Source organism: Microvirga antarctica (assembly GCF_017921815.1).
Taxonomy (GTDB): Bacteria; Pseudomonadota; Alphaproteobacteria; order Rhizobiales; family Beijerinckiaceae; genus Microvirga; species Microvirga antarctica.
The window spans coordinates 200,367-212,877 of record NZ_JAGEMM010000005.1 but is presented as its reverse complement, the minus strand read 5'-3'; the positions used below and the strand labels follow the sequence as shown (position 1 = coordinate 212,877).

The following is a 12,511-nucleotide window of genomic DNA, read 5'->3' as shown; positions in this document are numbered from 1 at the left end:
CCGGTCTTCTCGATTTCGTCTGGTCCCTCCATGCGCAGCGCCCGCCGTTCCTCTTCGTCCTATGATGGCCTCGCAAGCGCCTTGCGGGCCTTCGTGGCCCGCCGTGCGCAGGAGCTCATCGGCCTGACGCTTCTGTTGGTCGCAGGACTCGTCGCCGCTTCGCTCGCCACCTGGTCGGTCGACGATCCAAGCCTCAACAACGCCACCGATTCGCCCGTCCGCAACATTCTGGGCTGGCCCGGCGCCATCGTGGCGGATCTCGCCATGCAGATCCTCGGCCTCGGGTCCATCGCGGCCCTGCTGCCGCTCGCCGTCTGGGGATGGCGGTTGATGAAATCCGGCGAACTCAGCCGGCGCCAGTTGCGGTTCGCCCTCTGGGTCATCGGGGCGGCCACCGCGACGGCGCTCGCAAGCTCCATGCCCGCCACCGATCGCTGGCCCCTCCCGAGCGGCCTTGGCGGCGTCGTCGGTGACGCGGTGCTGGCTGGCGCCCGGGCCATCACCGGCATGGCCACGGGCTCGGCCAGCGCGGTGCTCGGCATTGTCTTTGCCATCGTGGCGATCCTGTCGCTCAGCGCCGCCTGCGGGCTGGGCCTCGCCGACGAGCCGCACCGGGACGTGGCGGAAGAATTCGACGACCCGCTGGCCCCGCGGCGCAAGGGAAAACAACTGGCCGACTGGGACGAGGCCGACGATTCGACGCCCGACGAGCCCGGCTGGGGCATCGTCTCCCTGGGGGCTTTGGCCCATGGGGTGATGAGCCTGCGCAGCGCGGCGCGGCGCTGGGCGGCGGCCCGTCGCACAGGAGAGACTGAGGATCTGACCGCCGCCTCCCCGCCCGCTCGCCGGATGGAGCGCGGTTTCGAGCGGCGGGAACCGCATCTGGACGCGGCTCCGCCGCGCGGACGGGCCGCCCCGGCGCGGGCGCCGCTCCATGACGAGGACGATGAGCCGTGGGATGCGGATGCGCTCCCGTCCGTTCTGCGGCCGGAGCATCAGCCGGCCAGGGTCGCCCCGCTTCCCGTGGCGCCCAAGCCCGGCAAGCGCATGGCCCGTGAGGCCCAGCCCTCCCTGCTGGACGAGGGTGACTACCAGCTGCCGGCCCTGACCCTGCTGGCCGAACCGAAAAAGCAGGTCGGTCCGATCGTCTCCGCCGATGCGCTGGAACAGAACGCCACCCTGCTGGAAGGGACGCTCGAGGATTTCGGCGTCAAGGGCGAGATCATCAATGTGCGGCCGGGACCGGTGGTCACGCTTTACGAACTCGAGCCCGCGCCTGGCACCAAGTCGTCGCGGGTGATCTCGCTCGCCGACGACATCGCCCGGTCCATGAGCGCGATCTCGGCCCGTGTGGCCGTCGTCCAGGGCCGCAACGCCATCGGGATCGAGCTCCCCAACCACAAGCGCGAGACCGTGTTCCTGCGCGAATTGCTGGCGAGCCAGGATTTCGAGAACACCAAGCAGAAGCTGGCCCTGTGCCTCGGCAAGACCATCGGGGGCGAACCGGTGATCGCCGATCTCGCCCGCATGCCGCATCTGCTGGTCGCCGGCACCACCGGCTCGGGCAAGTCGGTCGCCATCAACACCATGATCCTCTCGCTGCTCTACCGGCTGAAGCCGGAGGAATGCCGGCTGATCATGGTCGATCCCAAGATGCTGGAATTGTCCGTCTATGACGGCATCCCCCACCTGCTCACCCCCGTCGTCACCGATCCCAAAAAGGCCGTGGTGGCGTTGAAATGGGCGGTGCGCGAGATGGAGGACCGCTACAAGAAGATGTCGAAGCTCGGCGTGCGCAGCATCGACGGCTTCAACGTGCGGGTGTCGGAGGCCAAGGCCCGCGGCGAGGTCATCACCCGCACGGTCCAGACCGGGTTCGAGAAGGAAACCGGCCAGGCGGTTTACGAGGACGAGGTCATGGATCTCGAGCCGCTGCCCTACATCGTGGTCATCGTCGACGAGATGGCCGACCTGATGATGGTGGCCGGCAAGGAGATCGAGGGCGCGATCCAGCGGCTGGCCCAGATGGCGCGCGCCGCCGGCATCCATGTGGTGCTGGCGACCCAGCGCCCATCGGTGGATGTCATCACCGGCACCATCAAGGCGAACTTCCCGACCCGGATTTCCTTCCAGGTCACCTCCAAGATCGACAGCCGGACGATTCTGGGCGAGATGGGGGCCGAACAGCTCCTCGGCCAGGGCGACATGCTCTACATGGCGGGCGGCGGCCGCATCACCCGCGTGCACGGGCCGTTCTGCTCCGACGAGGAGGTCGAGAAGGTCGTGGCCCACCTCAAGCGGCAGGGGAGGCCCCAATATCTCGAGGCGGTCACCGCCGACGAGGAAGAGGCCGCAGCCGACACGGCGGTGTTCGACCAGGGCGATTTCGGCGCGCCGTCGGGGGATCTCTACGACCAGGCCATCGCCGTCATCCTGCGCGACAAGAAGGCCTCGACCTCCTACATCCAGCGCCGCCTGCAGATCGGCTACAACCGCGCCGCCTCTCTCATGGAGCGCATGGAGAAGGAAGGCATCGTGGGGGCCGCCAACCATGCGGGCAAGCGCGAGATCCTGATCGAAAGCGTGGACGTGGAGGAGTAAGCATGGGGCCTGCGCCTGTGACGATTGGTTCCGCCCCAGCGCGTTCCGGAACCTTGGCCAGGAACCTTGGCGTCGCGTCATCGATTAGCCACATGCGGTTGTACAGTGCCGCATCACCCTGACTGATAGCCGGAGCCTCTTGCGAATGCGCCTCTCGAGCCTTGCCACCGCCACGACCCTCCTGGCCCTTCTCGGGGCCGGAACGTCTGCGGCCGGCGCGCAGGGGGTGCCCATGGATCTCTTTCACCCGCCCAAGGCGCCGCTCGCGCCGGCAACGATCGCCTCCATCGCCGAAGGGTTCAATCTGTCTGCCGCGCCTCTTCCCACCGCGACGTTCCGCCGCGAGGAGCCGGTTGTGGCCGCAGCCGAGCCCGTTGAGCCGCCGGCCGGCATCGACCGGGAGATCGCAAAGGCGCTGCCGGCCTCCGCGCCGTTGCCGCCCCAGCCTGTCCGGGAAGCCTCGCTGAAGCCCGTCACTCTGCCCAAGGACACAAGCGAGGCCAAGCCTGCCGACGGACCCATCGTGATTGCGCCTAAACCCGTGGTCACGGCCGCAGCCGGGCCGGTCGTGGTGGCCAAGGTGCAGCAGCAACTCTCGAACCGCGAGGTCGTCGACCGGGCGAACGCCTATTTCACCGGCCTGTCCACCATGGTGGCGGATTTCACCCAGGTCGGCGGCGATGGACGCCGGCTCGGCGGGACGCTCTATCTGCAGCGCCCCGGCAAGATCCGTTTCGAATACGATCCGCCCGCGACCCTCGAGGTGATCGCGGACGGCACATCGGTGGCGGTCCGCGACAAGAAGCTGCTGACGCAGGACATGTATTTCATCCAGCAGACGCCGCTGAAGTTCCTCCTGCGCGAACGGGTCAATCTGGGCAGCGACATCGCCATCACGGGGATCACGAGCGAGCCGAATTCCGTGCGGCTCAACCTCGAAGACAGCTCCACCCTCGGCGGGACGTCACGCATTACCCTGTATTTCGATCCTGAGATTCAGACCCTCACCCAGTGGCGGATCGTCGACCCGCAGGGGTTCCAGACCGTTGTGACGCTGAACAAGGCCGACCGCCGCAAGAGCATCGACCAGGCGCTGTTCCGCATTCCCAACGCCCCCACCATCGGCAGCAGCCGGTAGGCTTTTCGGGCCAGGCGACGACGTGCCCGCACGGTGACGCGCCCCCCCCCCTGTCGGGCGTTTCGAACCAGCGTTTGAATCCCATCGGAAAGTCCGCATGACCGGGTCCCTTCCCTCGAAGGACATTCTGTCGTAGCCGGAGAGTCCCGCCGCTGGACCGCATCCGTGAACCTCACCGTTTCGACCTGGAACATCAATTCCGTCCGCCTGCGCATCGAGCAGGTGCGCCGCTTCCTCGAGGAACGGCGGCCGGACGTCTTGTGCCTGCAGGAAACCAAGTGTCCCAACGACGTCTTTCCCTTGAAGGCGCTCCAGAGCTTCGGCTATCCGTTCGTCGTCCATATGGGCCAGAAGGGCTATAATGGCGTCGCCATCCTGTCGCGCTACCCGTTCTCCGCCACCAGCGTGATGGAGATGTGCGGGAAGGCGGATGCCCGCCATATCACCGTGACGCTGACCCAGGCCAAGGGCGCATCCGGCATCACCATCCACAACTTCTATGTGCCGGCCGGCGGCGATATTCCCGATCCCGCCCTGAACGAGAAGTTCAAGCACAAGCTGCAATTCATGGAGGAGCTGCGCGCCTGGGGCGGACGGTCCAACCCCACAGGAGCCCCGGCGATTCTCGTCGGCGACCTCAACGTCGCGCCCCTCGCACATGATGTCTGGAGCCACAAGCAGCTCCTCGATGTCGTCAGCCACACGCCCGTCGAGACGCAGGCCCTCGAGACCCTGCGCAATGAGGCCGGATGGGTCGACGCCATGCGCCAGCTCCATCCTGAGCCCGAGAAGATCTTTTCGTGGTGGAGCTACCGCTCGCCCGATTGGGCTTCGGCCAACAAGGGCCGCAGGCTCGACCACATCTGGCTGTCGGGCGATCTCGGCTCCACCCTGCGGGCCATGGACATCAGCCGCGAAACCCGCGGCTGGGAACGGCCCTCGGATCATGTGCCGGTGACGGTGACGCTGGAATTGTGAGATTCCGCCGCGCGGCGGCTGACCATTGGGCAGCGGACCTGCCCTGCCCTGTGTCATCGGAGCGACCAGGCGGCTTTAACGACGCAAAAAACATCCGCCTCTTGATGCTCTTTAGGCTAAGGCCGCCGAACCCTGTCTCGGACTTGCGGCAACGCGCTGTCTACTTGATCGCCATCAACTTCTGCCGCACCTGCTCCAGGCTGTCGTTGAGGCGGCCCAGTTCCTCGGCCATGGCGCCCTGCAGGGCCAAAGCCGCCTGCGGGAATTCTTCGAGCACCCGGCGCATGAGGCTGGGCGAGACGCGGATGACGGTGGAGGGCTCACGGGCGGTGGCAGTGGCCGGCCGGTCGATCCGGGTGAAGAGCGCCGCCCGTCCGATCACTGCGCCGGGGCCGGCGATGAAGGTGGCGGGCGATCCGTCATCCTGCGCGTCGAGGGCCACCGCGCCGCGGCTGACCACGTAGCCGCCATCGGATTTATCGCCCTTGCGAAACAGCATGTCGCCGGCGCGCAGCTGCCGGCTTTCGGCCGCGAACGCCACCAGCCGCAACGCATCCCGATCGAGCAGGGTGAAGAGCGGTGCGGCCGTCAGGATCGCGATGTCGTCGTCCAGAGCCATTATGGAATCAGCTTATAGCCGCCGGGCTCCGTCACGAGAATGCTGGCCTTGGAGGGATCGGTCTCGATTTTCTGGCGCAGGCGATAGATGTGGGTTTCCAGCGTGTGGGTGGTGACGTTGGAATTGTAGCCCCACACCTCGGCCAGCAGGGTCTCGCGCCCCACCACGGTCTGCCCGGCGCGGTAGAGATAGCGCAGGATCGCCGTTTCCTTCTCGGTCAGCTTGAGCTTGGAGCCCTTGTCGTTGGTCAGGAGCTTGGAGCCAGGCCGAAACGTGTAGGGACCGATCTGGAAGACCGCGTCCTCGCTCGCCTCGTATTGCCGCAGCTGGGCGCGGATGCGGGCGAGCAGCACGGCGAATTTGAAGGGTTTCACCACGTAATCGTTGGCGCCGGCCTCGAGGCCCATGACGGTGTCGTTTTCCGAGCCCTGGCCGGTCAGCATGATGATCGGGCTGCGGAAGCCGTCCCGGCGCATCTGCTTGACGGCGTCGCGGCCGTCCATGTCGGGCAGGCCCACATCCATGATGGCCAGGTCGATGCGGTCGCCCTTGACCGCCTGGAGAGCGCCGGCGGCGGTCTCGGCGGTCGCGATCTGGAACTCGTCATAGAGCCCGAGCTGTTCGACGAGGGTGTCGCGCAGGTCCTGATCGTCGTCCACGACGAGGAGGCGGCTGGCATTCGACATCTCAAACCCTTCATGACGGTAAAAACGCTGAACCGGTTTCGAGATTCCGCGCACAACGATAGAGTAGTCGCTCTGACCTTGACAACAAGGGGCTGGCTTTGCCCTTCCACTGCTCATGATCCGTTCCACCGTCAACACCCTTCGGGTTTACCGCTCGCCCCTCGACCCCAAAAAGGGCCGACTGGTGGCAGGCAACCTCTCGATTCCCTGCGCGATCGGGCGCGGGGGCATTCGCCGTGGCAAGCGCGAGGGCGACGGCGTCACCCCGGCCGGCCGCTTCCCGCTTCTGCAGGCCTTCTATCGCGGCGACCGCATGGTTCGGCCCCGCAGCGGCCTGCCGCTGAGCCGAATCGGCCCGCAGGACGGCTGGTCGGACGACCCGCGCGACCGGCGCTACAACCAGCCGGTGCCTATCCCCTGCGCGACCTCTCATGAGCGGATGTGGCGCGACGATGGGCTCTACGACATCGTGGTCGATATCGGCTGGAACCGCGGCCCCGTCATCCGCGGCCACGGCAGCGCCATCTTTCTCCATGTGGCTCGGCCGGGATTTCCGCCCACCGAGGGCTGCGTCGCGGTGGAGCCCCGAATGATCGGGCGGCTTCTGGAGCGGATCGGCCCGCGCACGACGCTCGTCATCGTCGGCTGAGCCGTCAGGGCGCGGCCGCCTGCCCCGCGACGGTGGCGTAGAAGGCCTCCGGGCCGTCGATCTCCCGGATGCGCTTGCCGTCCACGAGCAGAAACCGGGTGCCGACGGCTTTGACGAAACTGCGGTCGTGGGAGATCACCAGGCAGGTGGCGTCCGAGGCCAGCAGCTCCGTCTCGAGCTGCTCGCGGCCCGGGATGTCCACGTGGTTGGTGGGCTCGTCGAGCAGGTAGAGATTGGGCTCGGTCAACCGCAGGGCGAGCAGCCCGAGGCGGGCCTTCTGGCCCGGCGACATCCTGGCGATCGGCCGCTGCTGCGTCTCGATGGGAAAGCCCGCTCCCGCGAGAAGCCCCACGCTGCGCTGGTCGCCAAGGCGGAAGGTCGACAGGATGAAATCGTGCGGCGTGGCCTTCGGCGGAAGCTGCGACATGTCCTGATCGGTCGCGCCCATGACCACCGTAGGGCTGACCTTGATTCCCGGCAGATCCTCGGCCTGGCTCATGGCGCGCTGGAGCAGGCGCAGGAACTGGGATTTGCCGACGCCATTATGGCCCAGGACCACGATCCGGTCGCCCTGGGCGACGGTGAGTTTGGGAATGGCGAACAGGGGTTCGCCGGGAGGCTTGCGCACGGTCACATCTTCAAGGGTCACCAGCACGCGGGTGTGCGTGCCGCGATTCCCGAGCCTGATTTCGCCGCTGCGCTCCTGATGGACCGCCTGAAGCCCTTCCTCGATGGCGTCGGCCCGGCCGGCGAGCTGCTTGGACTTTTTGAGCAGCAGATCGCTGCCGCTATTGACCCCGATATTGCGCAATTCGCCGGCATTGTGCCGCAAGCGCCGCAATTCGCGACGATCCTTGTCGAGGATCCGTTCCGCCGCCGCATCATGCTCCGCCAGCAGCGCCCGGGCGCGGCCATAGGGGTGCTGGAAGACGACCGAGCTGTCTGGCCGCAGGAAAAGCGTGCGCGTCGTGCAGGCATCGAGAAACGTGCGGTCGTGACTGGCGATCACGATCGGGATCGGTCGGCTGCTGGCAAGCCAGCGTTCCAGCAAGATCAGCTTGGCGAGGTCGAGATGATTGGTGGGCTCGTCGAGCAGAAGCGCGTCGGGCTCGGCGATCCACGCGCGGGCGATCAGCGCGAGGCGCTGCCAGCCGCCGCTGAGGTGCTCGAGCGGCAGAATGCGCAGGGAATCCGGCGTCTCGAATTCGTCCAGCACCATATCGACCCGCCAGCCCCCGTCATCGCGCTCGGCGGGAGGGAGCGCGCGCAGCACGGCGTCATGGAGAGACAGGGCGCGCAAATCGTCCGGCATGTCCTGTTCGACGAGGCCGACCCGCATGCCGCGGGGACGCACGATCTCCCCTTGCGTGGGCTCCATCAGGCCGGCGAGGCACTTCAGAAGCGTGGTCTTGCCCGCGCCGTTGCCGGCCACCAGGCCGATCCTGTCGCGGGGGCTGATCGTGAGGGTGAGGTCGCGGAAGAGGGGCGCTTGCGCCAGAACGGTCACATTGCGCAGGGTGATGGAGCTCATCATTCATCTCGTGGTCGGTGCGCTGAGGCGGCCTGGAGCAGGCGCGGCCGTGCGCAAAAATCAGGAACGTTAGTCAGACGCGCTGAAAACCCGGCAGACGGGCACAGGCGCGGCGAGCCGTTCAGAGCTGACCAGATGAGAAAGAGGACGTCGTCGACGTCAGATCCGTATCGTGGCCGGCCCTGCAACGCTTGGCTGCAGGGCGTTCCAGGGGCCGTACATGCGAAGATGGTGTCGTACACGCATGCGGCCCTCCTGTGGTTCGGCGTGGATCGAAGCTAGATTATAACGCTCCGCGGTCGATCGGACAACCGCGAAGTCGCGATGAGGCTGCTAGCGGGGCACGCGTGCCCCAAAAATGGCGCTGCCGATCCGCACATGCGTCGCCCCGAGCTGAATGGCCGGGTCGTAATCGGCGCTCATGCCCATGGAGAGTGTCTCCAGGCCGTTGCGCTTCGCCATGCTGTTAAGCAAGGCAAAATGCGGCGATGGCGGGTCATCGGCCGGCGGGATGCACATGAGACCTTCCACCGTCAGCCCGTAGCGGCTGCGGCAGGCCTCGAGAAAGCCGTCGAGATCGGCCGGCAGCACCCCGCCCTTCTGGGGTTCCGCTCCGGTATTGACTTGGACGAGCAGGCGCGGTGCCTTGCCCAGGCGGGCGATCTCCTTGGCCAGCGCCTCGGCCAATGACGGGCGATCAAGGGTCTCGATCACGTCGAAAAGCTGCACCGCGTCCCGGGCCTTGTTGGATTGCAGCGGCCCGATGAGGTGGAGTTCCACATCGGGATAACGCTCCCGCAGGGCGGGCCATTTCTCGCCCGCTTCCTTCACGTAATTTTCGCCGAAGACGCGCTGGCCAGCCGCGAGCACGGGCAGGATGGCGGTAGCGGGAAAGAGCTTCGACACCGCCACCAGCGTGACGGAGGCGGGGTCGCGCTCGTAATCGGCCGCCGCGCGGGCAATGCCGGCCCTGACGTCTTTCAGGGCCGCGACGGTGTCGTGCTCGCTCATGGATGGGTGTCCCTTTCCCCTCACGGGGCTTGCCTGCGCGGGCAGGCGTTGACCGCGCGAGAGAGCTGTGTCCTAGTCCGCGCAAACCCGGCGGCGCAAGCTGCCCGAACCCTTGCGATGACGGATGTGTTACGAAAAATGAGGCCGGAGCGCTACAACGCCAAAGAAGCCGAACTGAAATGGCGCAAGGTCTGGAAGGACCGCGACCTCTTCAAGACCGCAAACGACGATCCGCGTCCGAAATATTACGTGCTCGAGATGTTTCCCTACCCGTCGGGGCGCATCCACATGGGTCACGTGCGCAACTACGCCATGGGCGACGTGGTGGCCCGCTACAAGCGCGCCAAAGGCTTCAACGTGCTGCACCCGATGGGCTGGGACGCCTTCGGCATGCCGGCCGAAAACGCCGCGATGCAGAACAAGGTCCATCCCAAGGAATGGACCTACGCCAACATCGCCACGATGCGCGCGCAGCTCCAATCCATGGGCCTGGCGATCGACTGGAGCCGGGAGATCGCGACCTGCGATCCGAGCTATTACAAGCACCAGCAGCGCATGTTTCTGGACTTCCTCAAGGAAGGCCTCGTCGATCGCAAGACCGCGAAGGTCAACTGGGACCCGGTCGATCATACGGTGCTGGCAAACGAACAGGTGATCGACGGGCGCGGCTGGCGCTCCGGCGCCCTGGTCGAGCAGCGCGAGCTGACCCAGTGGTTCCTCAAGATCACCGACTACGCGCAGGAACTCCACGACGCCCTTGAGTCGCTTGATCGCTGGCCCGAGAAGGTGCGCCTGATGCAGCGCAACTGGATCGGCCGCTCCGAGGGCCTGCTGGTGCGCTTCGCCCTCGATCCGGAAACCACCATCAACGAGACGGATGAGGTCGAGGTCTACACCACCCGGCCCGACACCCTCTTTGGCGCCAAATTCGTGGCCGTCGCCCCGGATCACCCGCTTGCCAAGGCCGCGTCTGCGGACAATCCGGAGCTTGCGGCGTTCATCGAGACCGCCAAGCGCACCGGCACCGCTCAGGAGGCCATCGACAAGGCCGAAAAACTCGGCTTCGACACCGGCATCCGGGCCATCCACCCGCTTGATCCGGCCTGGACGCTGCCTGTTTACGTCGCCAATTTCGTGCTGATGGAATACGGCACGGGCGCCATTTTCGGCTGCCCGGCGCATGACCAGCGCGACCTGGATTTCGTCAACAAGTACCATCTCGGAAACCTGCCGGTGGTCTGCCCGCCGGATGTGGACCCGGCCACTTTCGTCATCACCGACACCGCCTATGACGGCGATGGACGGATGATCAATTCGCGCTTCCTCGACGGCAAGACCATCGCGGACGCCAAGGACGAGGTGGCGCGGATCCTCGAGAGCGAGCGCCACCACAATCGCCCGGTGGCCGAGCGCAAGGTGAATTTCCGCCTCCGCGACTGGGGAATCTCGCGTCAGCGCTATTGGGGCTGCCCGATCCCGATCATCCATTGCGCCGCGTGCGGCGTCGTGCCGGTGCCGCACGATCAGCTCCCGGTGGTGCTGCCGGAGGACGTGTCGTTCGACGTGCCGGGCAACCCCCTCGACCGTCACCCGACCTGGAAGCATGTGGCCTGCCCGCAATGCGGGGGCGAAGCCCGGCGCGAGACCGACACCATGGACACGTTCGTGGATTCGTCCTGGTATTTCGCCCGCTTCACCGACCCGACCCTGACCGACCGCCCGACCGACCGCCACACAGTCAATGAATGGCTGCCGGTCGACCAGTATATCGGCGGCATCGAGCATGCGATTCTGCACCTGCTCTATTCGCGCTTCTTCACGCGGGCCATGACGAAGACCGGGCATGCGGGCATCAGCGAACCGTTCGCCGGCCTGTTCACCCAGGGCATGGTCGTGCACGAAACCTACAAGGACGCGAGCGGCGGCTGGGTTCTGCCGAGCGATGTCCGCTTCGAGACCGAGGGCAGCGCCCGACGGGCGATCCACATCGCCAGCGGCGCGCCGGTCGACATCGGCGCGATCGAAAAGATGTCGAAGTCGAAGAAGAACACGGTCGATCCCGACGAAATCATCGCCTCCTACGGGGCCGACACCGCGCGCTGGTTCATGCTGTCCGATTCCCCGCCGGAGCGCGACGTGATCTGGACCGAGGAAGGCGTTCAGGGCGCCGGGCGCTTCGTCCAGCGGGTCTGGCGCCTGGTCGGCGAACTGGCCGACCGGACCAGGGACGTCTCTGGTCCTTCCGCTGCCCCCGGCCCGCTTGGAACCGCGGTCCTGAAAGCCGCCCACAAGGCGCTCCAGGCCGTGGGTGACGATGTGGAGCGGTTGCGCTTCAACCGCTGCGTCGCCCATCTCTACGAATTGGCCAACAGCCTCCAGGAGCTTCTGGCGCAGTCCAAGAGCGCCCAGGAAGCCGGCCTGTCGCACGCCTTCCGCGATGCCGGCCGGATTTTCATCCAACTTCTCGCCCCCATGATGCCGCATCTGGCCGAAGAGAGCTGGGAGGCCTTGGGGCAATCGGGTCTGGTCGCGGAAGCGGCCTGGCCCGTCCTTGATGCCACCTTGCTGATCGAGGACACCATCACGCTGCCGGTGCAGGTCAACGGCAAGAAGCGGGACGATGTCACCGTCCCGCGCGACGCCGGGCAGGACGCGATCGAGGCGGCTGTGCTCGCTCTCGAGGGGGTTCAGCGCGCGCTGGACGGCAAGACTCCCCGCAAGATCATCGTCGTCCCACAGAGGATTGTGAATGTCGTCGCTTAATCGCTTCGCCACCTGTCGCGCAACCGTGCGCGTGGCCATCGTCATCGGTCTTGCGCTCGGCCTGTCGGCCTGCCTGCGGCCGCTTTACGGACCCACCGCATCCGGCCAATCGTTGCAGAATGTGCTGGCCTCCATCGATGTGCCGGAGCTGAAATGGACCGACGCCCAGGCGCGCATCGGCCATTTCATCCGCAGCGAGCTGGTCTACGATCTCAACGGGTCGGGCTCCGACACGCCCAAGCAGTTTGTTCTCAACCTGACCTTCGACGAGACACTGAGCACACCGATCGTCGATTCCGTGTCCGGCCGGGCGCAATCGGCAACGCTCATCGGCAACCTGACCTTCACGCTCACCAACAAGGACGGCACCAAGGTCATTACCCAGGGCCGCGCCACGGGCCAGGCAACCTACGACCGCTTCAAGCAGCGCTTCGCCACGGTGCGGGCGGCGCGCGATGCGGAAATCCGCCTCGCCAAGTCCCTGGCCGAACAGATCAAGACCCGGCTCGCCGCCACACTCTCGCAGATGTGACGG

10 protein-coding genes are annotated in these 12,511 nt (G+C 66.3%); 6 read left to right on the top strand and 4 right to left on the bottom strand.

Going from position 1 to position 12,511, the window contains the following annotated elements:
• Positions 1-30: 30 nt before the first annotated feature.
• From J4G32_RS15895 to xth, 3 genes are all read left to right on the top strand, one after another.
• Positions 31-2,601, top strand: a complete 2,571-nt coding sequence (locus tag J4G32_RS15895; protein ID WP_210496363.1) for a DNA translocase FtsK — start codon at positions 31-33, stop codon at positions 2,599-2,601.
• Between the two features lie 145 nt (positions 2,602-2,746).
• Entirely contained in the window at positions 2,747-3,739 is a 993-nt protein-coding gene (locus J4G32_RS15890; RefSeq protein WP_210496360.1) for an outer-membrane lipoprotein carrier protein LolA, read from the top strand.
• A 165-nt stretch (positions 3,740-3,904) separates the two neighbouring features.
• Entirely contained in the window at positions 3,905-4,717 is an 813-nt protein-coding gene (gene xth, locus J4G32_RS15885; protein WP_210496358.1) for an exodeoxyribonuclease III, read from the top strand.
• Positions 4,718-4,877: 160 nt separating this feature from the next.
• On the opposite strand, the gene J4G32_RS15880 is transcribed toward xth, so the two are convergent.
• Both J4G32_RS15880 and J4G32_RS15875 read right to left on the bottom strand, forming a co-directional pair.
• Positions 4,878-5,336, bottom strand: coding sequence for a cyclic nucleotide-binding domain-containing protein (locus J4G32_RS15880; protein ID WP_210496354.1), 459 nt, complete (start codon positions 5,334-5,336; stop codon positions 4,878-4,880).
• The gene (locus J4G32_RS15875; protein WP_210496352.1) at positions 5,336-6,022 is read right to left on the bottom strand and encodes a response regulator transcription factor; all 687 of its coding nucleotides are present in this window, start codon (positions 6,020-6,022) and stop codon (positions 5,336-5,338) included. Before J4G32_RS15875 ends, J4G32_RS15880 begins: the two co-directional genes overlap by 1 nt.
• Positions 6,023-6,137: 115 nt before the next feature.
• On the opposite strand from J4G32_RS15875, the gene J4G32_RS15870 reads away from it, so the two are divergent.
• Positions 6,138-6,671 (top strand): L,D-transpeptidase family protein, encoded by a 534-nt coding sequence (locus tag J4G32_RS15870; protein WP_210496351.1) that lies wholly within the window; start codon positions 6,138-6,140, stop codon positions 6,669-6,671.
• A 4-nt stretch (positions 6,672-6,675) separates the two neighbouring features.
• Here J4G32_RS15870 and J4G32_RS15865 read toward each other — a convergent pair whose 3' ends face one another.
• Both J4G32_RS15865 and J4G32_RS15860 read right to left on the bottom strand, forming a co-directional pair.
• Positions 6,676-8,202 carry an ABC-F family ATP-binding cassette domain-containing protein gene (locus J4G32_RS15865; RefSeq protein ID WP_210496350.1) on the bottom strand — a complete coding sequence of 509 codons (1,527 nt, stop codon included), beginning with the start codon at positions 8,200-8,202 and terminating at the stop codon, positions 6,676-6,678.
• Between the two features lie 333 nt (positions 8,203-8,535).
• Positions 8,536-9,213 (bottom strand): YggS family pyridoxal phosphate-dependent enzyme, encoded by a 678-nt coding sequence (locus J4G32_RS15860; protein ID WP_210496349.1) that lies wholly within the window; start codon positions 9,211-9,213, stop codon positions 8,536-8,538.
• A 138-nt stretch (positions 9,214-9,351) separates the two neighbouring features.
• Between J4G32_RS15860 and leuS the strand changes: the two genes are divergently transcribed.
• Both leuS and lptE read left to right on the top strand, forming a co-directional pair.
• Positions 9,352-11,976 (top strand): leucine--tRNA ligase, encoded by a 2,625-nt coding sequence (leuS, locus tag J4G32_RS15855; protein WP_210496344.1) that lies wholly within the window; start codon positions 9,352-9,354, stop codon positions 11,974-11,976.
• Positions 11,963-12,508, top strand: a complete 546-nt coding sequence (gene lptE, locus J4G32_RS15850; protein WP_210496333.1) for an LPS assembly lipoprotein LptE — start codon at positions 11,963-11,965, stop codon at positions 12,506-12,508. The genes leuS and lptE overlap by 14 nt, the downstream gene beginning before the upstream one ends.
• The last annotated feature ends 3 nt before the right edge of the window (positions 12,509-12,511 follow it).

Coding starts and splice junctions, on each gene's coding strand:
- J4G32_RS15875 (WP_210496352.1), bottom strand. CDS start 6,022: ATGTCGAATGCCAGCCGCCTCCTCGTCGTGGACGACGATCAGGACCTG.
- J4G32_RS15860 (WP_210496349.1), bottom strand. CDS start 9,213: ATGAGCGAGCACGACACCGTCGCGGCCCTGAAAGACGTCAGGGCCGGC.
- J4G32_RS15865 (WP_210496350.1), bottom strand. CDS start 8,202: ATGAGCTCCATCACCCTGCGCAATGTGACCGTTCTGGCGCAAGCGCCC.
- J4G32_RS15895 (WP_210496363.1), top strand. CDS start 31: ATGCGCAGCGCCCGCCGTTCCTCTTCGTCCTATGATGGCCTCGCAAGC.
- J4G32_RS15870 (WP_210496351.1), top strand. CDS start 6,138: ATGATCCGTTCCACCGTCAACACCCTTCGGGTTTACCGCTCGCCCCTC.
- J4G32_RS15890 (WP_210496360.1), top strand. CDS start 2,747: ATGCGCCTCTCGAGCCTTGCCACCGCCACGACCCTCCTGGCCCTTCTC.
- leuS (WP_210496344.1), top strand. CDS start 9,352: ATGAGGCCGGAGCGCTACAACGCCAAAGAAGCCGAACTGAAATGGCGC.
- lptE (WP_210496333.1), top strand. CDS start 11,963: ATGTCGTCGCTTAATCGCTTCGCCACCTGTCGCGCAACCGTGCGCGTG.
- J4G32_RS15880 (WP_210496354.1), bottom strand. CDS start 5,336: ATGGCTCTGGACGACGACATCGCGATCCTGACGGCCGCACCGCTCTTC.